This is a genomic window from Sinorhizobium sp. NFACC03, assembly GCF_900103435.1.
GTDB lineage: Bacteria > Pseudomonadota > Alphaproteobacteria > Rhizobiales > Rhizobiaceae > Ensifer.
On record NZ_FMXF01000005.1, the window covers coordinates 230,668 to 252,934 of the forward strand.

Below are 22,267 nucleotides of genomic sequence, written 5' to 3' on the forward strand. Positions count from 1 at the left end.
CGAAATTCGTCGACTGCCGTCCAGCGCATTTGTGCTAGATTCGACAGGTTTCGGACGGCGTCAGCCGCTACGAAACGTTGCAGTCGCTCGCCCGCGCGATTCCCGTTGAGGGTGGTGGCTTTCCACAGCATGGTCCCGCGTCTCATGGTGACTCTGCACGACGACATGTGGTCTACAGGAAACGAGAACCAGCCGTCCGCAACGATTGAAAAGAAGGCGCGGCGAAAAAGCTCGTATCGAACGGAGGACGTCCGCGCTGATGAGTGAGATCCGCGGCGAAAAAGTCGGCTTTCGCAAGAAAGACATCGTCGCGCTGCATGCGTTGCCTTCGGCGCAGGCTCACGATCCCATGATCGTGCACGCACCACGCAAGCGCGCCCTGCTGCGTCTCTGTGCCAAGATTGCCCTGTCCATATCCCTGCTCGCCCTCATCATAGGGGCGATCCTCGTGACCGTGATCGAAAGCGGCATGATGGACAGCACGCTGAACGCGCGTGCCCGGACGGCCCTCAATGCTGCGCTCGGAGACGCCTACCGCGCCGACGTCGGCAGCACGGTCGTGCGCATGACGGCAAGCGGCGCGATTGCGCTCAAGGCCCGCGAGGTGGCGCTCAGCGAAGCGGCATCCGGCCAACCCGTCGCGAAGCTTCGCTCGATCTCGATCGCACTCGACCCATTGGCGCTGATGACCGGCCGCATCGCCGTCTCCAGCCTTGAAGCGGAAGGCGGCGATTTCGATACCGGGCTCCTTCCTCGGGGCGAGCCGCTCGATCTCACCAAGATCCGTATCGCCGATGTCGGCGATGCGCTCGAGGCCCTGTTCTCCCATGTCGACCGCATGTCGCAGATGGCGGCCGGGCGGGGCAGCCAGACCGTAACACTCTCCGACTTCAGTTTTTCCGTCGTCGGCGCCCGCAACCGCGTCGTTCCGGTCGTCGCCTCCGCACTCGAATTCAACCGGGATGCCAGCGGTTCGATGAGCGTCAAGGGCAGCGCCACCGTCGATGGTGTCGAGGTCGATATCACCGCCGACGCGCTTGGCCAGAGAGGGCACGTGACCGGCTTTGATGCGGCGATCACCAATCTGCCTCTCGCGCCGTTCTTCTACCACGGCAAGTCGGGTGCGGAGCAGGCCTTTGGCATCGACGCGACGGCAGGGCTGACGTTGAACGCGACGCGGGCAGTCGGGGAGGCGAAGCCGGATCTGCGCGTGGCAGTGCGCACCTCCAAGGGCACCTTCCATGCCGGCGGCCTCGTCTCGACGCTCAATCCGTCGCAAATGGACATCGCCTATGATTTCGGGCGCTCCGCGGTCGAGATCCTGCCATCGGTCGTCAAGATCGGCCGCTCGACCTTTCCGTTCACCGGCGCGGTCATCGACCTCGACAAACTTGCCGGCGCCACGGACAATGGCTTCGCGATCGATCTCCTCCTGAAGAACGCAAGCTCGGCCCCGGAAGACGTCACCGATCAGCCGCTGACCTTCGATGCCAAGGCAAGCGGCCGGTTCACCGCAGACACCCACCGGTTGATCTTCGATCAGCTCGCCGTGTCGAGCCCGCTTGGCTCGATGTATGGCTCGCTTTCGGTCGCCTTCGGCAAGACCTCGCCGCAGATCAGCTTTGCCGCCGTCAGCGACCGCATGGAGGCGACGGCCGTCAAGCAGTTGTGGCCGTGGTGGATCGCCAAGGGCGCTCGCCGTTGGGCGATCGGCAACCTCTTCGGCGGCATAGTCACCAATGCGCGCATCGAAGTGTCAGTTGCCGAAGGCCGGATTGCCAACAACGAAGGGGAGTTGAAGCTCAACGAACAGGAGCTCAACATCAACTTCGACATCGACGACACCCGCATCAACATAACCGGCGAGATACCGCCGCTGCGCGACACCTCCGGCAAGTTCAAGCTGAGCGGCCAGCGCATGACGGTTGAGATCGGGCAGGGCACCGCCTATTTCCCGTCGGGACGGTCCGTGGCGCTCAACGGCGGCGACTTCATCCTCCCCGATGTCTACACCAAGCCGCTGATGGCGGAGATGAAGATCGAGGTTGGAGGTGCTGCGGATGCGATTGCCGAACTCGTCACCTACAAACCGATCCAGGCACTGCAAAAGACGTCGCTGCTGCCGGAGGACTTCAGCGGTCCTCTCACCGCGCTTGTCGGTGCGCGCTTCGGCCTGATCTCGGACCAGCGCCCGCCCAAGCCGCTGTGGCAGGTGGAGATGCAACTGGACAAGGTCAGCGTCAACAGGGCGTTCTATGGCCGGCCGGTATCCGACCTCGTCGGAACGTTCCGGGTCGACAATCAGCAGGCCGTGCTCGATGCCGACGCGCAACTGGAGGGCGCCAAGGTCAGCATTGCGTTGACGGAACCGGTCGATAGCGATTCGAAGGTCAAGCGCTCGCGTGAGATTTCAGGCACCTTGGACCAGGGTGTCTGGCAGAAGCTGGCGCCGGGCCTGTCGAAGATCGTCTCCGGACCGATCAGTGCCGACGTGACGATTGGCGATCAGGATCGGGTAGAGGCGAAGATCGGGCTCGCAAAGGCCGCTCTGTCCTTGCCGTGGATCGGCTGGAGCAAAGGAGCCGGCATTCCGGCGGAGGCGCGTTTCACGGCGAGCAAGTCCAATGACACCGTCGTCATCTCCGATTTTGCCGTCGCCGGAGACGGTTTCGGTGCACGGGGTGATCTGCAGGTGGACGGTGGCGGACTGGTCTCCGCCCGCCTCGACAACGTCCGACTGGCCCAGGGCGACGACTTCAAGGTTTCGGTCGACCGCGGCAAGGGGGGCTATACGGCCACGCTCAGCGGCGCCGCTGCAGACATCAGGCCGATCCTCGCGCAGATGAAGGCGGGAAGCGACCAGGGCCAGGGCGGCGGCGACGACATCGCCATCAAGGCACAGCTCGATCGCGTCACTGGCTTCAACGGCGAATCCCTGTCGAATGTGAACCTGGTCTATGCCGAACGCGGCAGCCAGATCGAGGACGTCAATCTTTCGGCTGTCACCGGCAGCGGTCAGGCACTTGTCGCCCGGATCGCCAAGGCCGGCGCCGATAATACGCTTGAGCTGACCACAGGCGACGCCGGCGCGCTGGCACGCTTTGCCGATATCTACCAGAACATGCGCGGCGGCCTGCTCAATCTCAAACTGCGCGATCGTGGCGGGCGTTCCTGGCGCGGGAGCGTCGACATCCGCAAGTTCCAGCTCGTCGGCGAACAACGCCTGCAATCGATGGTGTCGACGCCAACAGGCGCCGACGGGCGAAGCCTCAACCAGGCCGTCCGCCGCGACATCGACGTGAGCTCGGCCCGCTTCGAGCGCGGTTTCGCCCAGCTCGCGCTCGACCGCGGCGCGATCCGCGTCGATGGCGGCGTGTTGCGCGGCACCGACGTCGGCGCGACCTTCCAGGGGACGGTGCGCGATAACAACGGCATCATGGATATGACCGGCACCTTCATGCCGGCCTATGGCTTGAACCGTATCTTTGGCGAACTGCCGCTGATCGGCGTTCTGCTCGGCAATGGCCGCGACCGCGGCCTGCTCGGCATCACTTTCAAGCTCAACGGTCCCTTCAATCAGCCGAAGTTGACGGTCAATCCCCTGTCGATCATCGCGCCGGGCGTCTTCCGCAGCATCTTCGAGTTCCAATGAAAAAGGCCGGCGCGAAGGCCGGCCTCAGTCATCTATTCGTTGTGGCTCGGCTTAGGCCGGGCGCACGAGGATGTGCTTCTTCTTGCCGAGCGACAGCTTGACGACATTATCGGCGGTGACGTCACCGGTGCCGATCAGACGACGCTCGTCGCTGACCGCCTCGTCGTTGATCCTGACGGCACCGCCTTGCACGTGGCGACGGGCTTCGCCGTTGGAGGCGGCGAGGCCGGCGCGCACGATCAGCGTCAAAAGCCCGAGGCCGGCTTCGAGCTCGGCGGTCGGGATTTCGACCGAAGGCAGGTTGTCGGCGAGCGCGCCTTCCTCGAAGGTCTTGCGCGCGGTTTCCGCCGCCTGCTCGGCGGCCGATCGGCCGTGCAGCATGGCGGTGATTTCCGTCGCCAGGATCTTCTTGACCTCGTTGATCTCCGATCCGCCGAGCTTTGACAACCGCTCGATCTCCGCCATCGGCAGCGTCGTATAGAGCTTCAGGAAGCGGGTGACGTCGGCGTCCTCGGTGTTGCGCCAGTACTGCCAGAAGTCATAGGCCGACAGCATATCCGGGTTGAGCCAGATCGCGCCGTTGACCGACTTGCCCATCTTGGCGCCCGACGCCGTCGTCAAAAGCGGCGAGGTCAGCGCGTAAAGCTGCGGCGTGCCCATGCGGTGGCCGAGGTCGATGCCGTTGATGATGTTGCCCCACTGGTCCGATCCGCCCATCTGCAGGCGGCAGCCGGTGCGCTTGTGCAGTTCCACGAAGTCGTAGGCCTGCAGGATCATGTAGTTGAACTCAAGGAACGACAGCGATTGCTCGCGATCGAGCCGCGTCTTGACGCTGTCGAAGGACAGCATGCGGTTGACCGAGAAGTGACGGCCGACGTCGCGCAGGAACTCGAGGTAGTTGATGCCGAGCAGCCAGTCGGCGTTGTTGATCATCAACGCGTCCTTGGGGCCGTCGCCATAGGTGAGATAGTTGGAGAAGACCGTCTTGATGCTGGCGATATTGGCTTCGATCGTCGCCGGCGTCATCAGTTGGCGCGCCTCGTCCTTGAAGGACGGATCGCCCACCATGCCGGTGCCACCGCCCATCAGCGAGATCGGCTGATGGCCGGTCGCCTGCATCCAGTGCAGCATCATGATCTGAATGAGACCGCCGGCATGCAGGCTCGGTGCGGTCGGGTCGAAGCCGATATAGGCCGTCACGATTTCCTTCCGGAACAGTTCATCCAGGCCAGATTCGTCGGAGATCTGGTGGATGAAACCACGCTCGCTGAGGGTGTGAAGGAAATCGGACTTGAAACCGGACATGATCTGTCTCTCTTGCGGGGAAGTTTTTGAACGAACGGGCGTTTAGCACTGTTTCCGCGCATAATCACTTCAAAAGTGATTCTGGAAATGTTGACGGCATGACACGGACAAGAACGGCAATCGGCCTGATGAGCGGCACGAGCATGGACGGCATCGACGTCGCCATGCTGAGGACCGACGGCGAAGACATCGTCGAGCGCGGCCTCTCCGCCGGCTTTGCCTATGACGCCCGCTTTCGCGACCGGCTGAAGCAGGGACTGGTCGACGCAAAGACGATCACGCAACGGGATCAAAGGCCCGGCGCGCTGTCGCAGCTTGAGCGCGACCTGACGCTGCGGCATGCCGAAGCAGTCAAAGCCTTCCTGCAGCAAAACGACCTGTCGCCGACGGCTATCGACGTGATCGGCTTCCACGGGCAGACCGTGCTACACCGTCCCGACGAGGCCCTGACGGTACAGATCGGCGACGGCCCGCTGCTTGCCGGCGAAACGGCTATTGACGTCGTCTACGACATGCGCGCCAACGACATGGTGCATGGCGGGCAGGGCGCGCCGCTGATCCCCGCCTATCACGCCGCTCTGGCGCGGGGTGCAGCCGGTCTCGCGGCGCCGGTCGTCTTCGTCAATATCGGCGGCATTTCCAACCTGACCTTCATCGGCGCGGGCGAAACGCTCGTTGCCTATGACAGCGGCCCGGGCAACGCGCTGATCGATCAATGGGTCGAGGCACATGCCGGCATTCCCTTTGACCAGGGCGGCATGATCGCGAGCGAAGGCGCCGTTCTTCCCGATCTCGCGGAGCGCTACCTCGCAAATCCCTTCTTCACCGCGAAGCAGCGCCGATCGCTCGACCGAAACGATTTTGCGCCGCCGGCGGGAAGCGACGCAGGTCTTGCCGACGGCGCCCGCACGCTTGCCCATGTGACCGCAGCGGCGATCCTCAAGTCGGCCGGACACCTGCCGCAGCGGCCATCGACCTACATCATCTGCGGCGGGGGCCGCCTCAATCCGGTGATCATGCGCGACCTCGCGGCGCTCGCCAAGGAAAAGGGTGCAGCGGTGCTGCCGGCGGAGGACGCCGGCTTTAACGGCGATTCCATGGAGGCCGAGGCCTGGGCCTATCTCGCCGTAAGATCGCTACAGGGCCTGCCGCTGACCTACCCGGGAACGACCGGGGTCGGGCGGCCTGTCACGGGCGGAAAACATGCCGCCAGACCTGCTCGCTGATAGGCCCGAAACGGCGTATGCTATCCACCGATTGGCCGATGCGAAGAACGGATTAATCAATTCTTCGCATCGGCCAATTAGGATCGGCCTCCGCGACCACCGGAGGTGGCGTAAGGCGGCTAGCCGCAGGACGAAGGTTTCGGGTTCTTCGATGGGTGGTGCGATCTCTCTGCTGGCTGTGAACTTTATCATTGCGCAGATTTTCACGGTTGCATTCCTCACCATTGCCGTAAAGAGCCGACAGCGCCGCGCGGCGCTGTGGTGCGCGGCCGGTTTTACCGTCGCCTCGCTTGCTGCCGTTTGCGAAGCGATCGTTCCCTTCTCGTCGACACCGCGGCTCTTTGCCATCGGCGCCTTCGCCTGCGTGCTCGGCGGCTTCTGTCTTCTGCGGTTCGGCCTCGGCCTGTTCTATCAGGTTCCGGTGCGTTGGCCGGTGCTTGCCGCGTGTTTCGTCGTGGGCGTTGCGCTCGACATGGCGATCTACGATCTGCCGCGCGGCACCTGGCAGCACGCCATTCCCTACCAGATGCCTTTCTTCCTGATCCAGGTATGGACCGCGTCCGTGGTGCTGCGCTCGGGGCGACGCTCGTTCTTCGACTGGCTGCTTTTCGGTCTTCTGGCGCTCTGCTCGCTCTATTATCTCGTGAAAATCTATGCCGCCGTAGCGGCCGGCTCGGGCGTCACCGCCCAGGACTATGTCTCGAGCCCATTCGCGCTCATTTCCCAGGCACTCGGCGCGATGCTGATCGTCGGGGCAGGGCTTGCCATGCTCGGCGTGATGGTGAAGGACATCGTCGACGATGTGCAGGCCCGTTCGGAAATCGACCTGCTTTCGGGACTCTACAATCGCCGTGGCTTCATGGATCGCGTCATGCCGCTCTTGCATGCGCGTGCGACCCAGACGCCGGGCACGCTTATCCTCGCCGACCTCGATCGCTTCAAGCTGGTCAACGACACCTATGGCCACCTCGCCGGCGACGAGGTGATCCGTCGTTTTGCGCGGGTGCTGATGGACGTCATGCCGAACCGCGCCGTGGCCGGCCGCCTTGGCGGCGAGGAATTCGCGGTGTTTCTGCCCTGCACGGACTTGTCAGAAGCGCGCGTCGTCGCGCACGGCATGCGCGCTGCCATCATGTCCCAGCAAATCGCCGGCCTGCCGGAAGCAGCGCGCGTGACGGCGAGCTTCGGTGTCACCGCCGTCGGCAGCGGCGAGGCCTTGGATCCCGTCATGCAGCGCGCCGACATGGCGCTCTACTCGGCCAAGGCAAACGGGCGCAATCGGGTCGAATGCACGGAGACGCCGACCACGGTCGTCAATCCGACCGTGCCGCAGTGGGTCGGTCGCCCCTAGGGGCCGCGGGCTCAAGCATAGATTGGACGGGCGTCCGCAAGCGCGCCGGATGTTTTGCCGATACCCTTCGCCTGCAGAAAGCGAAGAATGTCCTGAGTGAACTGGTCAGGATCCTGCAAGAGGGAGAAGTGACTGACTTCCGGTTGGATCAGCAAACCGGAGTTCGGAATGTTGTCGGCGATGAACAGTGTATCCGTTCGCTTGATGACTTCCTCGTGATCGCCATCCACGACCCAGACGGGAACCCGGATTCCCTGGAGATCGCGGTCCGTCATGTTTGGCTGTGAGGTCCACATCTTCAGCATCTGATCATAGAAGGCAGCGTATCCGCCGGGAGTGCGGGACAACCGCTCGTACTCGACGCGGGCCCGGGCCTCGTATGCGTTGAACATGGCGCTATTGGTTAGATCGAAGGTTCCGGACGGGTTGCTGTTTGCCCCGAAGGCGAATACGCCGCTGACCCGCTCGGGATGCAGCATCGCCAGCTTGAGGCCGCTAATGGCACCGTCGCTCCAGCCGACAATGGCACTTCTGGGTATGTTCAGCTGTTCCATCACCCCGACGACGTCGGAAACCATGAGGTCGTAACCGACAAGGTTGTCCCAGGTGCTGCGGCCGTGGCCGCGGCTGTCGAGAACGATGACTTGGTAGAACTTGGCGAGTTCAGGAACCTGGCGCCCCCAATAGTCGGAATTGGCCAGGCCTCCATGCAACATGATGATGGGCTCGCCTGTGCCGTAGACCGAGTACCAGATTTCCGCACCCGATACCGGTACGAACCCGTTCTGCGTGGCCGCTGGAAGCGCCGGAGTGTCCGGAAGGGTCTGCCATTTCGGTTCGCCAAATGAAACGCCCAACATTCCCGTCATCGCGATCCCCCAAAAAAGCGCCTGGCGTGACGCGCACGCCAGCACGGACAAACGGATCAACTCCAAATAACCCTGCCGTCCTTTAAACAGCTCAGACTTGCACCATACGCCGTTTGCGCGGCTCTGAAATCACCCCACCGGGTGAAGGACGACCGGACTTCGGAGTTAAATGAGGGTAACAGCGACGCGGCGCAGCGCTCAAACGTACGCAAAGCTCGCCGCAAACGAAAAGAGCCGTGCGGTCCGAAGAACGCACGGCTCTACTGCTCAATCTACCAAACGGTCAGCGAATGCGCTTGGCGGCCGGCTCCGGCGTCAGTTCGCCGTTCAGGCGACGGTCGAGATAGTCCTCGCATTCGCCCATCAGTCCGTCGACCTGACCATTGAAGAAGTGGTTGGCGCCGGGCACCGTGCGGTGGGTGATGAGAATGCCCTTCTGCGCCTTCAGCTTCTCGACGAGACCGTTCACGTCCTTCTCCGGCGCGACCTTGTCGGAATCTCCGTTGATGATCAGGCCGGAGGACGGGCAGGGCGCCAGGAACGAGAAGTCGTAGATGTTCGGCTGCGGTGCCACGGCCATGAAGCCTTCGATCTCCGGACGGCGCATCAGGAGCTGCATGCCGATCCAGGCGCCGAAGGAATAGCCGGCAACCCAGCAGCTCTTGGAATCCGGATGCAGGCTCTGCACCCAATCGAGCGCGGACGCCGCATCCGACAGTTCGCCGGCGCCGTGATCGAACTCACCCTGGCTGCGACCGATGCCACGGAAATTGAAACGGAGCGTGGTGAAGCCGCGCTTCTGGAACATATAGAAGAGCTGGTAGACGATCTGATTGTTCATCGTGCCGCCGAACTGCGGATGCGGGTGCAGGATGATGGCGATCGGGGCGCTCTTCTGCTTCGAAGGCTGATAACGGCCTTCGAGGCGGCCGGCGGGTCCGTTGAAAATGATTTCGGGCATTGGCTCTCCGGGAGTGTTCCTGGTTCGAATCTTGGGTTCAGATCGCGATCAGTCTTGACGAAAGCAGTCAGCTTTTCTAAAACCTAGTTTAGAACCGTTCAAAACTTCTGTGCGGGCATTCCGCCTTGTGCTTCGTCTCTTAAGGCAAGCGACGCGGAAAATTCAAGGAAAATGCATCGCCAGAGGTTGCCGGCTTGCGGCCTGTTGGTCTAGCGAAGGAAATCATGTCGGGTTCGCGCATCTACATGGACTGGAATGCCACGGCGCCGCTTCTGAGCGAAGCGCGCGAGGCCTGCCTGTTCGCGATCGACCTCGTCGGCAACCCTTCTTCCGTCCACGGCGAGGGCCGTGCGCTGCGCACGCTCATCGAAAATGCCCGCCGCGATGTGGCCGCCCTTTGCGGTGCGAAAGCTGCCAGCGTCATCTTTACCAGCGGGGCGACGGAAGCGGCCAATCTGGTGCTGACGCCCGATTTCCGCATGGGCCGCACACCGCTCAAGATCAGCCGGCTATACGCGTCGGCGATCGAACACCCTGCGATACGCGAAGGCGGACGCTTTGCGCGCGAAGCCGTTTGCGAAATCCCCGTGACCTCGGCGGGTGTCGTCGATCTTCAGGTGTTTCGCGAACTGCTCGCAGCGCATGACCGTGAACTTGGCTTGCCGATGGTCGCCGTCATGCTGGTCAACAACGAGACCGGCATCATTCAGCCAATTGCCGAGATTGCCGAAATCGTTCGCGCCAAAGGTGGTATACTTGTCGTCGACGCGGTGCAGGCCGCGGGCCGGCTGCCGCTGGCGATCGAAGAGCTGAACGCCGATTTTCTCATTCTCTCCTCGCACAAGATCGGTGGCCCGAAAGGCGCAGGCGCGCTGGTGGCGCGCGGCGAGGTGTTGATGCCCGCACCGCTGATCCGCGGCGGCGGGCAGGAGAAGGGGCATCGTTCCGGGACTGAAAATCCTGTGGCGATTGCCGGCTTTGCCGCCGCCGCCAGAAAGGTCGGCGAAGGCGTTGGCCAGCGGATGAGCGCCGTTGGAGCGTTGCGCGACAAGCTCGAAGGCGAGATGCTGAAAGCGGCAACGGATGTGGTCATACACGGCCGCGACGTTTCGCGCGTTGGCAACACGACATTCTTCACGCTCCCTGGCCTGAAAGCCGAGACGGGACAGATCGCCTTCGATCTCGAAGGCGTCGCGCTTTCGGCCGGATCGGCCTGTTCGTCCGGCAAGGTGGGACAGAGTCACGTGCTGACGGCGATGGGCTACGATCCGCGTCAGGGTGCGCTGCGGATCTCGATCGGCGAGGCGACGACCGCAGCTGACATCGAGCGTTGCGCCGCGGCCTTTGCAAAGGTAGCAGCAAGACGCCGGGCACCGGGGCAGGCCGCCTGACGCGGGCGACGGGACGAAATTGCGGAAAAGCAATTTTCCGCTTGGCAAACAGGGTGAAAAGCGCCTTTTAGCCATTACATAAGCGGTGCGCTCAGTCGCATCGTGTTGACAAGCTACCGGACCTTGGATCCGGAAAGATTGGAGAACGACATGCCTGCCGTGCAGGAGACCATTGATCAGGTCCGTCAGATCGACGTCGACCAGTACAAATACGGCTTCGAAACGACCATTGAAGTCGAGAAGGCCCCGAAGGGCCTGTCGGAAGACATCATCCGCTTCATTTCGGCCAAGAAGAACGAGCCGGAATGGATGCTCGAGTGGCGCCTTGGCGCCTATCGCCGCTGGCTGACACTCGAGGAGCCGACCTGGGCCCGCGTCAGCTATCCGAAGATCGACTTCAACGACATCTACTACTACGCAGCGCCGAAGGGCCTCACCGGTCCGACGTCGCTCGACGAAGTCGACCCCGAAATTCTCAAGGTCTACGAGAAGCTCGGCATTCCGCTGAAGGAACAGGAAATCCTCGCCGGCGTGCAGAAGTCGAGGATCGCCGTCGATGCCGTGTTCGACAGCGTCTCGGTCGTCACCACCTTCAAGGAAGAGCTGAAGAAGGCCGGCGTGATCTTCATGTCGATCTCCGAGGCGATCCGCGAACATCCCGAGCTGGTGCAGAAGTATCTCGGCTCCGTCGTTCCGACGACCGACAACTACTATGCGACGCTGAACTCCGCGGTCTTCACCGACGGTTCCTTCGTCTACGTGCCGAAGGGCGTTCGTTGCCCGATGGAACTTTCTACCTATTTCCGCATCAACGAGAAGAACACCGGCCAGTTCGAGCGTACGCTGATCATCGCCGAGGAGGGCGCCTACGTGTCCTATCTCGAAGGCTGCACGGCGCCGCAGCGCGACGAGAACCAGCTTCACGCTGCCGTCGTCGAGCTCGTCGCCCTCGATGAGGCAGAGATCAAGTACTCGACGGTACAGAACTGGTATCCGGGCGACAAGGAAGGCTTGGGCGGCATCTACAACTTCGTCACCAAGCGTGGCGATTGCCGTGGCAAGAACTCCAAGATCTCCTGGACGCAGGTAGAAACCGGTTCGGCGATCACCTGGAAGTATCCATCCTGCATCCTGCGCGGCGACGGTTCGCGCGGCGAGTTCTATTCGATCGCGGTCTCGAACGGCCACCAGCAGATCGACTCGGGCACCAAGATGATCCACCTCGGCAAGAACACGTCGAGCCGCATCGTCTCCAAGGGCATCGCTGCCGGCGTTTCGGAAAACACCTATCGCGGCCAGGTCTCGGCCCACCGCAAGGCCGAGAACGCCCGCAACTTCACCCAGTGCGATTCGCTTTTGATCGGCGATAAGTGCGGCGCGCACACCGTGCCCTATATCGAGGCGAAGAACTCGACGGCGCAGTTCGAGCATGAAGCCACGACGTCCAAGATCTCCGAGGACCAGCTGTTCTACTGCCTGCAGCGCGGCATCCCGACCGAAGCGGCGATCGCGCTGATCGTCAACGGCTTCGTCAAGGAAGTCATCCAGGAACTGCCGATGGAATTCGCCGTCGAAGCGCAGAAGCTGATTGGCATCTCGCTGGAAGGCTCCGTCGGCTAAGGCGCTGAACTGAATATTGAATGGCGCGCACGTCGTGTTTGCGCGCGAACAAACGTTCGTTTCCCAAGAGGACGATAGAAATGCTTGAAATCAAGAACCTGCATGCCCGCATCGCCGAAGATGGCACCGAAATCATCCGTGGCCTGAACCTCACGGTGAAGGCAGGCGAAGTTGCTGCCATCATGGGCCCGAACGGCTCCGGCAAGTCGACGCTCTCCTACATCCTCTCGGGCCGTGAAGACTACGAAGTCACCGAAGGCGACATCCTCTACAACGGCGAGAGCATCCTGGAGCTCGACGCTTCCGAGCGTGCGGCCAAGGGCATCTTCCTCGCCTTCCAGTATCCGGTCGAAATCCCCGGCGTCGCCACGATGCAGTTCCTGAAGGTGGCAATGAACGAGCAGCGCAAGTATCGCGGCGAAGACGAACTGACGACGCCGGAATTCATGCGCCGCGTCAAGGAAGCTGCAGCCGAGCTGAAGATCGCTCCGGAAATGCTGCGTCGCCCGCTGAACGTCGGCTTCTCCGGCGGTGAGAAGAAGCGCGCCGAAATCCTGCAGATGTCGCTGCTCCAGCCGAAGCTGTGCGTGCTCGACGAGACAGACTCGGGCCTCGACATCGACGCGCTGAAGATCGTTGCAGACGGCGTCAACGCGCTGCGCTCGCCGGACCGCGCCGTCGTCGTCATCACCCACTACCAGCGCCTGCTCGATTATATCGTTCCGGACACGGTGCACGTCCTCTACAAGGGCCAGGTGATCAAGTCGGGCGACAAGATGCTGGCGCACGAACTCGAAGCCAACGGCTACGCCGACATCATCGATGCCGCGGCCTGACGCCTGTTGAAGGAGTGTTCGAATGAATATGCAACAGGCAATCAAGATGACGGCCGCCGAGACGGCGCTCGTCGATGCCTATACCGCGCAGATCGGCGATCTGCCGGGCGACGGATCGGTGCTTTCGGTTCGTGACACGCTGGTGCACGAACTGAAGACGGCTGGCCTGCCGACCCGCCGCGTCGAATCCTGGCACTATACCGACCTGCGCACCCTGCTGCGCGCAGTGCCGGCCGCCGACCCGACGGCCTTTGCCGATCGCGTCGATGCGCTGGTTCCGGGCTCGACCGTACTCTCCGTCCGCAACGGCCAGGCTGAGGTCAAGGGTAGCCTGCCTGATGGCGTGACCGTCCGTTCCTATGTCGACAGCCTGCTCGACGGTTCGGCGGCCGCCGGCCTCGCCGTTCTCGGTTTCGACGACGCGATCGGCCGCATCAATGGCGGTCTTGTTCGCGGCGGTCTCGAAATCGACGTGGCTGCTGAAACTGCTCTGGAAGATCCGCTGGAAATCCAGCTGGTGCAGAGCCTCGGCCAGGCGCATACGCGCTTCCCGGTCGCCTTCGGCGCCGACACCAAGGCAACCGTGATCGAGCGGCATCTTTCGACCGATGCCGGCGAGAGCTTTGTCTCGTCTGTCAGCGACGTGACGCTTGCGGAAGGTGCAGACATCATCTGGATCATCCTGCAGCAGCAGGGCATTTCCGATACCCATCTCGGCCAGCTCCGCTTCGACCTCGGCAAGAACGCCAAGCTGCATCTCTTCGTCATCAATGCCGGCGGCAAGCTGGTGCGCCAGGAGATCCACGGCAAGACGAGCGGCGAGGGCGCGGATTTCAAGCTGCGCGGCATCAACCTGCTCGGTGGTGAAAGCCACACGGACGTGACCTTCACGCTCGGCCACAACGTGCCGCACACGACCTCGACGGAGGTCATCCGCAACGTCGTGTTCGACCGCGCCAAGGGCGTCTTCCAGGGCAAGATCCTGGTCGCCAAGGACGCCCAGAAGACCGACGCGAAGATGGCGTGCAACACGCTGCTCTTGTCCGACGATGCCGACCTGTCGGCGAAACCGGAACTGGAGATCTTCGCGGACGACGTCCAGTGCGGTCACGGTGCGACGGTTACCGACATCGACCACACCCAGCTCTTCTACATGCTGGCGCGCGGCATTCCGGAGAACAAGGCGCGGGCGATGCTCGTCAATGCCTTCGTCGCCGAGATCGTCGAAGAGCTGGAAGAGCACGAAGCGCTGGTCGAGGCACTCGAAGACGTCATCTCGACCTGGCTCGACAAGCACGCCTAAGGCTATTGCGTAATTCCTTAATTCGGAAGCGATTTAGGGATAGAATTATGCAGCAGTTCAACATGTTGCAGCGACCTTAGCGCGTCTGGAATGACGCGCGGCGCTGTGGCGAAATTGGATTGAAAGACATGGAACACTCCGTACCGGTGCCTGCCTACGACGTCGAAGCGATCCGCAAGGATTTCCCGATCCTATCGCGAACCGTTTATGGCAAGCCGCTTGTCTATCTCGACAACGGCGCATCGGCGCAGAAACCACAGGTCGTGATCGACGCGGTGGCCCATGCCTATTCCAACGAATATGCCAACGTCCATCGCGGCCTGCATTTCCTGTCGAATGCCGCGACGGAAGCCTATGAGGCGGCGCGCGATAAGGTGCGCCGCTTCCTGAACGCCCCTTCGCCCGACAACATCATCTTCACCAAATCCTCGACCGAAGCGATCAACACGGTCGCCTATGGCTACGGCATGCCGAAGCTCGGCGAGGGTGACGAGATCGTGCTGTCGATCATGGAGCACCACTCCAACATCGTTCCCTGGCACTTCATCCGTGAGCGTCAGGGCGCCAAGCTTGTCTGGGCGCCGGTGGACGAGAACGGCGCGTTCCACGTCGAAGACTTCGTCAAATGCCTGACGGACCGCACCAAGCTCATCGCCATCACCCATATGTCGAATGCGCTGGGTACGGTGGTTCCGGTCAAGGAGATCTGCCGCATCGCTCGCGAACGCGGCATCCCGGTTCTGGTCGACGGCAGCCAGGGCGCCGTGCACATGCCGGTCGATGTCCAGGACATCGATTGCGACTGGTACGTGATGACCGGCCATAAGCTCTACGGACCCTCCGGCATCGGCGTGCTCTACGGCAAGATGGACCGCCTTAAGGAGATGCGGCCGTTCCTCGGCGGCGGCGAGATGATCGAGGTGGTGACCGAAGATTACGTCACCTACAACGATCCGCCGCACCGCTTCGAGGCCGGCACGCCGCCGATCGTGCAGGCGATCGGGCTTGGCTATGCGCTCGACTACATGGAAAAGCTCGGCCGCGCAGCGATCCAGGCGCATGAGGCGGACCTGACAGCCTATGCGCGCGAGCGTCTTTCGGCGGTCAATTCGCTTCGTGTTTTTGGCGACGCGCCCGATAAGGGCAGCATCTTTGCCATCGAGATCGCCGGCATCCATTCCCACGACGTCTCGATGGTCATCGATCGTGCCGGGGTCGCAGTTCGTGCCGGCACGCATTGCGCCCAGCCGCTCTTGAAACGCTTCGGTGTTACCTCCACATGCCGTGCATCTTTCGGCCTTTATAATACCAGGGCCGAGGTGGACGCACTGGTGGACGCGCTGGAGCATGCACGCAAGTTTTTCGCCTAAGAAGTTGGTAAAAGGTTCAAAGAGTTCTCGTAGTCTTTTGAACCAAAAGAGAAAGTCCAGGAGGCCGATATGAGCCTTGATGCAACGGAAGAAAAGGTCGATGTTCGCGAGGGCATCGTGCATTCGGCGATCCCGGCCGAGGAACTGGCGCGCCTCAGCGACGATATCATCGCCGCACTGAAGACTGTCTACGATCCGGAAATCCCGGCCGACATCTTTGAGCTTGGCCTCATCTACAAGATCGACATCGAAGACGACCGGATGGTCAAGATCGACATGACGCTGACCGCACCGGGCTGCCCGGTTGCCGGCGAGATGCCGGGCTGGGTCGAGAATGCCGTCGGCGCCGTCGAGGGCGTGTCGGGCGTCGAAGTCTCGATGACCTTCGATCCGCCGTGGACACCGGACCGCATGTCCGAGGAGGCGCAGGTCGCGGTCGGCTGGTACTGAGCCGAGACCTGCATATTGATCCGTTAAGGCACGGATACTACATTTGATTCTGTAAGGCGCCGGGCCTTTACCCCGGTGACGACAAGGAGAATGAGCCCATGGGCTTTGCCGTAATGAGCCTGACCGATTCGGCCGCCGACCGCGTCCGTTCGATCGTCGAAGGCGCCGGTGCCGATGCCAAGGGCATTCGCGTCGGCATCAAGAAGGGTGGCTGCGCCGGCATGGAGTATGCCGTCGACCTGGTGACCGAGCCCAACCCCAAGGACGACCTGATCGAACATCAGGGCGCCAGGGTCTGGGTGGCGCCCGAAGCCGTGCTCTACCTGCTTGGCACGCAGATGGATTTCGAAGTCACGACGCTGCGCTCCGGATTTACCTTCAACAATCCGAACCAGACGTCCGCCTGTGGCTGTGGCGAATCGGTCGAACTGAAGCCCGCCGACCTCGCGGCTCTGGCCGCACAGGGCGATGCGGTGGTGCGCGCCAACTAAATTTCCTCCATTCTTTCAAACGGATAGGTTGGCCCGGTTTTCGCCGGGCCATTTTTCTGCTGAGATGCTTAACATGGAACGGGGGATTGGGCATGGCGGCGTTCAATGAGGATCTCGTCTTCAAGGCGCTCTACGAGACGTTTCCCGATCCGGTGATCATCATCGACGCCGAGCGCGTCATCCGCTCCGCAAACAATGCCGCCCTGCGCCAGTTCGGCTATCCCGCCGAAGAATTCATCGATCGCTCGGTGCGGCTGATCTACGCCAACGACGCGGAATACGAGAAGCGCCTGCGGAACCGCGCGGCACGCGTGGACGAGACCGCGGCCCGGACGTCGAACTATCTCTATGTCAGGTGCGACGGATCGACCTTTTCGGGCCACCTCCGCACGACGCCGCTGCTCGACGACCAGGGCGAGGAGGTGGCGCTCATCGGCATCATCCGCGACGTTTCGGATCTGACGGAGGCTGTGGGCGAGCGGCAGAAGGCTTCCGATATGCTCAACGCAGCGCTGGAAGCGATGCCAGAGGGCTTTGCCATTTTCGACCGGCAAGAGCGGCTGGTCGTTTATAACAGGGCGTATCAGGCAATCTGTGGGCCGGCCGGCGCGGCGCTGAAGCCCGGCATCACGGCCGAGGAGATCCTGCTTCTGGCGCGACAGGGCGGCCATTATCCCGATGCCTTGCCGGGCACCCGCGAGGGCGACGAGTGGATCGCTTCGCGCCTGCGCGATTTCCGTCACCCCGATGGTCGACCCAGGATATACCGCTATGCCGATGATCGTTGGCTGCGCGTGGAGAATATCAAGGCGAAGGACGGTAACACCGTCGTCGCACGCGTCGACGTCACCGATCTCAAACGCGCCGAGCTCGCGCTCGAGCGCCAGAGGCAGGAACTCGAGCACAAGAACGAGGCCCTCGATCAATTCACCGCGACGGTCTCCCATGACCTCAAAGCGCCGCTCAGACACATCTCCATGTTCTCCGAAATGATCGAGGACGATCTGGCGGCAGGAAGCCAGGCTGAACTCGCCGAGAATGCGCGTCATCTGCGCGACAGCGTGAAACGCATGAACCGGGTGATCGACAGCCTGCTCGACTATGCGCAGATCGCGCACCGGATCACCCATTGGACGGAGGTGCGGCTCGCAGACATTGTTGCCGAGACGCTGACCATACTTGCCAGCGACGTACAGGACGCGCAGGCAACCTTCGAGGTTGGCGACCTGCCGGAAGTGGAAGGGGACCCGGAGCTTCTGCGCCGCCTGGTCCAGAACCTGATCGGCAATGCGATCAAGTATCGGCATGCCGACCGCCAACCGGTGATCCGCATTCACGGCGGCGTCGCCGATCAGATTGTTGAGCTGGTGGTTGAAGACAATGGCATCGGCATCGACCCGCGCTTTTCGACGCGGATCTTCGAAGTGTTCCAGCGGCTGCACAAGGACGAGACCGTCTATGGCGGCACGGGAATCGGTCTGGCACTTGCCAAGCGCATAGCCGAAAGCCACGACGGGTCGATCCGACTTGACACCACCTTCCGCGAAGGCGCACGTTTCATCGTGCTTCTTCCGAGGCGGCTACGGAAGGCAAACTAGGGCGGAACAGGTGGTCTCGACGCCAAAGCGACTGCTCTTGGTGGAGGACGACGCGCACGACGCGCGCTTCGTCATGCGTGCCTTCGCACAGGTCGACGAGACCATCGATCTGGTGCTGGCGGCGGATGCGGACGACGCGATCGCCCGGCTTGCCCGCACCCATTTCGACTATGTGCTTCTGGATATCAAAATGCCCGGCAGCGACGGTATCGAGCTTCTTCGGCGCATCCGCAGGGGGCAGGCGACCGTCCTGATCCCGGTCATCGTGCTGACGTCATCCAGCAATCCGACCGACGTGCTCCATTGCTACCGCGCCGGCGCCAATGCCTATGTCGCCAAACCTGCTTCGGTCGCCGGCTACAGGCACTTTGCCGAGGCCTTCGTCCGCTTCTGGATTGAAAACACCATCCTGCCTCCCGGAATGACCACGCGTCGGTAAGTGCGCGCCAAAAAACGCGGGCGGACGAACGCGTCACGTCCTGGTGTCGATCCTTGTAGATTTCGGGAATCAATCTGGATGAGGGCACGCGCTGCGCGCTGCCACGGGCGCCGGACGGCGCTGAGGAAACCGGCGGAGCGAGCGCCCCGCCGGCTTTTTTGACGTTACTCTGCCGCTTCCGCGTAGCTTTCCAGCGGCGGGCAGGTGCAGACGAGGTTGCGATCGCCAAACACGTTGTCGACGCGGTTGACCGGCGACCAGTACTTGTCGACCCGGAAGGCGCCCGGCGGGTAGCAGGCCTGTTCGCGCGAGTAGGGACGATCCCATTCGCCGACCAGGTCTTCGACCGTGTGCGGTGCGTTCTTGAGCGGGTTGTTGACCTTGTCCATCCGGCCTTCCTCGATCGCACGGGCTTCCTCGCGGATTGCCAGCATCGCATCGCAGAAGCGGTCGATCTCGGCCTTGGTCTCCGATTCCGTCGGCTCGATCATCAGCGTGCCGGCAACCGGCCAGCTCATGGTCGGCGCATGGAAACCGCAGTCGATCAGCCGCTTGGCAACGTCGTCGACGGTGACGCCGGCGCTTTCGACCAGCGGGCGGGTGTCGATGATGCACTCATGCGCCACGCGGCCCTTCGACGACTTGTAGAGCACCTCATAGGCACCCTTCAGGCGGGCAGCGATGTAGTTGGCGTTGAGGATCGCCACCTTCGTCGCCTGGGTCAGGCCCTCGCCGCCCATCATCAGGCAGTAGCTCCAGGAGATCGGCAGGATCGAAGCCGAGCCGAAGGGAGCCGCCGAGACCGCACCCTCATGTCCGTCCGTTTCCGGATGGCCGGGGAGGTACGGGGCCAAGTGCGCCTTGACGCCGATCGGGCCCATGCCGGGACCGCCGCCGCCATGCGGGATGCAGAAGGTCTTGTGCAAGTTGAGGTGGCTGACGTCGGAACCGATGTCGCCGGGGCGGGCAAGGCCGACCATGGCGTTCATGTTGGCGCCGTCCAAGTAGACCTGGCCGCCGTGCTTGTGCACGATCTCGCAGACCTCACGCACGTTCTCCTCGAACACGCCATGGGTCGACGGATAGGTGATCATGCAGCACGAGAGGTTTTCCGCGTACTGCTCGGCTTTCGCACGGAAATCGTCCATGTCGATGTCGCCGTTTTCACTCACCTTGATGACGACGACCTTCATGCCGGCCATCTGCGCGGAGGCCGGGTTGGTGCCGTGCGCCGAGGTCGGGATCAGGCAGACGTCGCGATGGCCGTTGCCGTTGGCGATGTGATAGGCGCGGATCGTCAACAGACCGGCATACTCACCTTGCGCGCCCGAGTTCGGCTGCATCGAGATCGCGTCGTAGCCGGTGACGGCGCAGAGCTTTTCCGACAGGTCCTCGATCATGTGCTGGTAGCCAGCCGCCTGCTCCTTCGGCACGAAGGGATGGATCTCGGAGAATTCCGGCCAGGTGATCGGCAGCATTTCCGCGGTCGCGTTGAGCTTCATCGTGCACGAGCCGAGCGGAATCATCGCCCGGTCGAGCGCGAGGTCGCGGTCCGACAGACGGCGGATGTAGCGCGTCATCTCGCTTTCTGCGCGGTTCATGTGGAAGATCGGGTGCATCAGGTACTCGCTTGTGCGCAGCAGCGGCTGCGGCAGGCGGTAACCCGGCTCGAACTGTTCAACCTTGAAGTCGCCGCCGAAGGCGCGCCAGACGGCTTCCAGCGTGACCGGGCGCGAGCGCTCGTCAAGGCTGATGCCGATCTTGGTCTCGCCGATCTTGCGCAGGTTCACTTCCTCGGCGACCGCGGTCTTGAGGATGATGCCCTGCAGCTTGCCGACTTCGACGGTGATCGTGTCGAAGAACACATCGGGCTCTACGGTATAGCCGAGTTTTTCAAGGCCCATGGCGAGACGCACGGTCTTCTGGTGAACGCTCTGGGCGATCGCCTTGATGCCCTTCGGTCCATGGAACACCGCGTACATCGAGGCCATGACGGCGAGCAGCACCTGGGCGGTGCAGATGTTCGACGTCGCTTTCTCGCGGCGGATGTGCTGTTCGCGGGTCTGCAGAGACAGGCGATAGGCGCGGTTGCCGCGCGCATCGACCGATACGCCGACGAGGCGGCCGGGCATGGAGCGCTTGTGCGCGTCCTTGACCGCCATATAGGCCGCATGCGGACCACCGTAGCCGACCGGCACGCCGAAGCGCTGGGTACAGCCGATAGCGATATCGGCGCCCATCTCTCCGGGCGACTTCAACAGCGCCAGCGCCAGCGGATCGGCGGCGACGGTGGCGATCGCGCCGGTCTGGTGCAGACGGGCGATCAGGCCGGTGAAATCGTTCACGTGGCCATAGGTGCCCGGATACTGGAAGATCGCGCCGAAGACGTCGACCGGATCGAGATCGGTGAAGGGATTGCCGATGACGATCTGCCAGCCGAGCGGCTCGGCGCGGGTCTTCAGGAGAGCGATCGTCTGAGGGTGGCAGTTCTCGTCGACGAAGAAGGTCTTGGCCTTCGACTTCGAGACGCGCTCGGCCATCGCCATGGCTTCGGCGGCAGCCGTGGCCTCGTCAAGCAGAGAGGCGTTGGCAACGTCGAGGCCGGTCAGGTCGCAGACCATGGTCTGGTAGTTGAGCAGCGCCTCGAGGCGGCCCTGGCTGATTTCCGGCTGGTAGGGCGTGTAGGCCGTGTACCAGGCCGGGTTTTCCAGGATGTTGCGCTGGATCACCGGCGGCGTGATGGTGCCGTAATAGCCCTGACCGATCAGCGAGACGAGCTTCTGGTTGCGATTGGCCGTTTCGCGCATCTTGTCGAGCGCTTCGCGCTCGGTCATCGGCGCGCCCCAGGCAAGCGGCGTCTTTTGCCGGATCGACGGCGGCACGGTGTCGTCGATGAGCGCGTCGAGCGACGGGTAACCGACGACCTTCAGCATCTCATCCATTTCCGCCGGCGACGGGCCGATATGACGCCGGTTGGCGAAGTCATACGGCTTGTAGTCGGTAAAGGTGAAGTCCTTGGGCATGCTCATCAGGCGACGAGCTCCTTGTAGGCCGCTTCGTCGAGAAGGGCGTCGGCTGCGTTCGGATCGGCGAGTTTCAGCTTGAAGAACCAGGCAGCGCCCTGCGGATCGCTGTTGACCAGCGACGGGTCGTCAACGATCGCCTGGTTCACTTCGACGATTTCGCCATCAAGTGGACAATAGACGTCGGATGCTGCCTTGACGGATTCGACGGTTGCCGCCGTGTCACCCTTGGCGAAAGTGGAGCCGGTTTCCGGTAGTTCCACAAAGACGAGGTCGCCGAGCTGGCCGGCTGCGTGTTCGGTGATGCCGACCGTTGCGACGCCAGCTTCGACCTTCAGCCACTCGTGTTCGTCGGTGAACTTCAACATTTGCGCTTTCTCCT

Annotated in this window: 17 protein-coding genes; 12 read left to right on the plus strand and 5 right to left on the minus strand. The window is 62.5% G+C overall.

Annotated features, from left to right (window positions below; all coding sequences use genetic code 11):
- The first annotated feature begins 259 nt into the window (after positions 1–259).
- Entirely contained in the window at positions 260–3,652 is a 3,393-nt protein-coding gene (locus BLU35_RS10800; protein ID WP_093233046.1) for a YhdP family protein, read from the plus strand.
- Between the two features lie 51 nt (positions 3,653–3,703).
- On the opposite strand, the gene tyrS is transcribed toward BLU35_RS10800, so the two are convergent.
- On the minus strand, positions 3,704–4,957 hold the full coding sequence (tyrS, locus tag BLU35_RS10805) for a tyrosine--tRNA ligase (RefSeq protein ID WP_093233047.1): 1,254 nt from the start codon (positions 4,955–4,957) through the stop codon (positions 3,704–3,706).
- A gap of 98 nt (positions 4,958–5,055) precedes the next feature.
- Between tyrS and BLU35_RS10810 the strand changes: the two genes are divergently transcribed.
- Together BLU35_RS10810 and BLU35_RS10815 are read left to right on the plus strand one after the other, a co-directional pair.
- A complete protein-coding gene (locus BLU35_RS10810; protein ID WP_093233048.1) occupies positions 5,056–6,183 on the plus strand; it encodes an anhydro-N-acetylmuramic acid kinase in 1,128 nt (375 codons plus the stop codon).
- A gap of 151 nt (positions 6,184–6,334) precedes the next feature.
- Entirely contained in the window at positions 6,335–7,534 is a 1,200-nt protein-coding gene (locus tag BLU35_RS10815) for a GGDEF domain-containing protein (RefSeq protein ID WP_058324149.1), read from the plus strand.
- Positions 7,535–7,545: 11 nt separating this feature from the next.
- Here the strand turns inward: BLU35_RS10815 and BLU35_RS10820 are convergent, their stop codons facing one another.
- The gene (locus BLU35_RS10820) at positions 7,546–8,448 is read right to left on the minus strand and encodes an alpha/beta fold hydrolase (protein WP_353615028.1); all 903 of its coding nucleotides are present in this window, start codon (positions 8,446–8,448) and stop codon (positions 7,546–7,548) included.
- A 238-nt stretch (positions 8,449–8,686) separates the two neighbouring features.
- Positions 8,687–9,364: an alpha/beta hydrolase gene (locus BLU35_RS10825; protein WP_057250211.1), complete on the minus strand. Its 678-nt coding sequence runs from the start codon at positions 9,362–9,364 to the stop codon at positions 8,687–8,689.
- Positions 9,365–9,588: 224 nt separating this feature from the next.
- Here BLU35_RS10825 and BLU35_RS10830 point away from each other — a divergent pair, with 224 nt between their 5' ends.
- The 9 genes from BLU35_RS10830 to BLU35_RS10870 all read left to right on the plus strand — a co-directional run bounded on the left by BLU35_RS10830 (position 9,589) and on the right by BLU35_RS10870 (position 18,862).
- The gene (locus tag BLU35_RS10830; protein ID WP_093233049.1) at positions 9,589–10,755 is read left to right on the plus strand and encodes a cysteine desulfurase family protein; all 1,167 of its coding nucleotides are present in this window, start codon (positions 9,589–9,591) and stop codon (positions 10,753–10,755) included.
- Positions 10,756–10,905: 150 nt separating this feature from the next.
- Positions 10,906–12,375 (plus strand): Fe-S cluster assembly protein SufB, encoded by a 1,470-nt coding sequence (sufB, locus tag BLU35_RS10835; protein WP_093233050.1) that lies wholly within the window; start codon positions 10,906–10,908, stop codon positions 12,373–12,375.
- A gap of 80 nt (positions 12,376–12,455) precedes the next feature.
- Positions 12,456–13,211: a Fe-S cluster assembly ATPase SufC gene (gene sufC / locus BLU35_RS10840; protein WP_057250217.1), complete on the plus strand. Its 756-nt coding sequence runs from the start codon at positions 12,456–12,458 to the stop codon at positions 13,209–13,211.
- Positions 13,212–13,233: 22 nt separating this feature from the next.
- The gene (gene sufD, locus BLU35_RS10845) at positions 13,234–14,514 is read left to right on the plus strand and encodes a Fe-S cluster assembly protein SufD (RefSeq protein ID WP_093233051.1); all 1,281 of its coding nucleotides are present in this window, start codon (positions 13,234–13,236) and stop codon (positions 14,512–14,514) included.
- Positions 14,515–14,642: 128 nt separating this feature from the next.
- Entirely contained in the window at positions 14,643–15,884 is a 1,242-nt protein-coding gene (locus BLU35_RS10850) for a cysteine desulfurase (protein ID WP_093233052.1), read from the plus strand.
- A 69-nt stretch (positions 15,885–15,953) separates the two neighbouring features.
- On the plus strand, positions 15,954–16,334 hold the full coding sequence (locus tag BLU35_RS10855) for an SUF system Fe-S cluster assembly protein (protein WP_065373631.1): 381 nt from the start codon (positions 15,954–15,956) through the stop codon (positions 16,332–16,334).
- 98 nt (positions 16,335–16,432) lie between these two features.
- Positions 16,433–16,825: a Fe-S cluster assembly scaffold SufA gene (gene sufA, locus BLU35_RS10860; protein WP_057250226.1), complete on the plus strand. Its 393-nt coding sequence runs from the start codon at positions 16,433–16,435 to the stop codon at positions 16,823–16,825.
- A gap of 92 nt (positions 16,826–16,917) precedes the next feature.
- On the plus strand, positions 16,918–18,423 hold the full coding sequence (locus BLU35_RS10865; protein WP_093233053.1) for a sensor histidine kinase: 1,506 nt from the start codon (positions 16,918–16,920) through the stop codon (positions 18,421–18,423).
- 10 nt (positions 18,424–18,433) lie between these two features.
- On the plus strand, positions 18,434–18,862 hold the full coding sequence (locus BLU35_RS10870) for a response regulator (protein WP_093233054.1): 429 nt from the start codon (positions 18,434–18,436) through the stop codon (positions 18,860–18,862).
- Between the two features lie 164 nt (positions 18,863–19,026).
- Here the strand turns inward: BLU35_RS10870 and gcvP are convergent, their stop codons facing one another.
- Together gcvP and gcvH are read right to left on the minus strand one after the other, a co-directional pair.
- Positions 19,027–21,891 carry an aminomethyl-transferring glycine dehydrogenase gene (gene gcvP / locus BLU35_RS10875; RefSeq protein WP_093233055.1) on the minus strand — a complete coding sequence of 955 codons (2,865 nt, stop codon included), beginning with the start codon at positions 21,889–21,891 and terminating at the stop codon, positions 19,027–19,029.
- A complete protein-coding gene (gene gcvH / locus BLU35_RS10880) occupies positions 21,891–22,253 on the minus strand; it encodes a glycine cleavage system protein GcvH (protein ID WP_025427112.1) in 363 nt (120 codons plus the stop codon). Before gcvH ends, gcvP begins: the two co-directional genes overlap by 1 nt.
- Positions 22,254–22,267: the final 14 nt, after the last annotated feature.

What these genes read in the sequence shown, in the direction of transcription:
- BLU35_RS10800 (WP_093233046.1), top strand. Translation starts at nt 260, where the DNA reads ATGAGTGAGATCCGCGGCGAAAAAGTCGGCTTTCGCAAGAAAGACATC.
- tyrS (WP_093233047.1), bottom strand. Translation starts at nt 4,957, where the DNA reads ATGTCCGGTTTCAAGTCCGATTTCCTTCACACCCTCAGCGAGCGTGGT.
- BLU35_RS10810 (WP_093233048.1), top strand. Translation starts at nt 5,056, where the DNA reads ATGACACGGACAAGAACGGCAATCGGCCTGATGAGCGGCACGAGCATG.
- BLU35_RS10815 (WP_058324149.1), top strand. Translation starts at nt 6,335, where the DNA reads ATGGGTGGTGCGATCTCTCTGCTGGCTGTGAACTTTATCATTGCGCAG.
- BLU35_RS10825 (WP_057250211.1), bottom strand. Translation starts at nt 9,364, where the DNA reads ATGCCCGAAATCATTTTCAACGGACCCGCCGGCCGCCTCGAAGGCCGT.
- BLU35_RS10830 (WP_093233049.1), top strand. Translation starts at nt 9,589, where the DNA reads ATGTCGGGTTCGCGCATCTACATGGACTGGAATGCCACGGCGCCGCTT.
- sufB (WP_093233050.1), top strand. Translation starts at nt 10,906, where the DNA reads ATGCCTGCCGTGCAGGAGACCATTGATCAGGTCCGTCAGATCGACGTC.
- sufC (WP_057250217.1), top strand. Translation starts at nt 12,456, where the DNA reads ATGCTTGAAATCAAGAACCTGCATGCCCGCATCGCCGAAGATGGCACC.
- sufD (WP_093233051.1), top strand. Translation starts at nt 13,234, where the DNA reads ATGAATATGCAACAGGCAATCAAGATGACGGCCGCCGAGACGGCGCTC.
- BLU35_RS10850 (WP_093233052.1), top strand. Translation starts at nt 14,643, where the DNA reads ATGGAACACTCCGTACCGGTGCCTGCCTACGACGTCGAAGCGATCCGC.
- BLU35_RS10855 (WP_065373631.1), top strand. Translation starts at nt 15,954, where the DNA reads ATGAGCCTTGATGCAACGGAAGAAAAGGTCGATGTTCGCGAGGGCATC.
- sufA (WP_057250226.1), top strand. Translation starts at nt 16,433, where the DNA reads ATGGGCTTTGCCGTAATGAGCCTGACCGATTCGGCCGCCGACCGCGTC.
- BLU35_RS10865 (WP_093233053.1), top strand. Translation starts at nt 16,918, where the DNA reads ATGGCGGCGTTCAATGAGGATCTCGTCTTCAAGGCGCTCTACGAGACG.
- gcvP (WP_093233055.1), bottom strand. Translation starts at nt 21,891, where the DNA reads ATGAGCATGCCCAAGGACTTCACCTTTACCGACTACAAGCCGTATGAC.
- gcvH (WP_025427112.1), bottom strand. Translation starts at nt 22,253, where the DNA reads ATGTTGAAGTTCACCGACGAACACGAGTGGCTGAAGGTCGAAGCTGGC.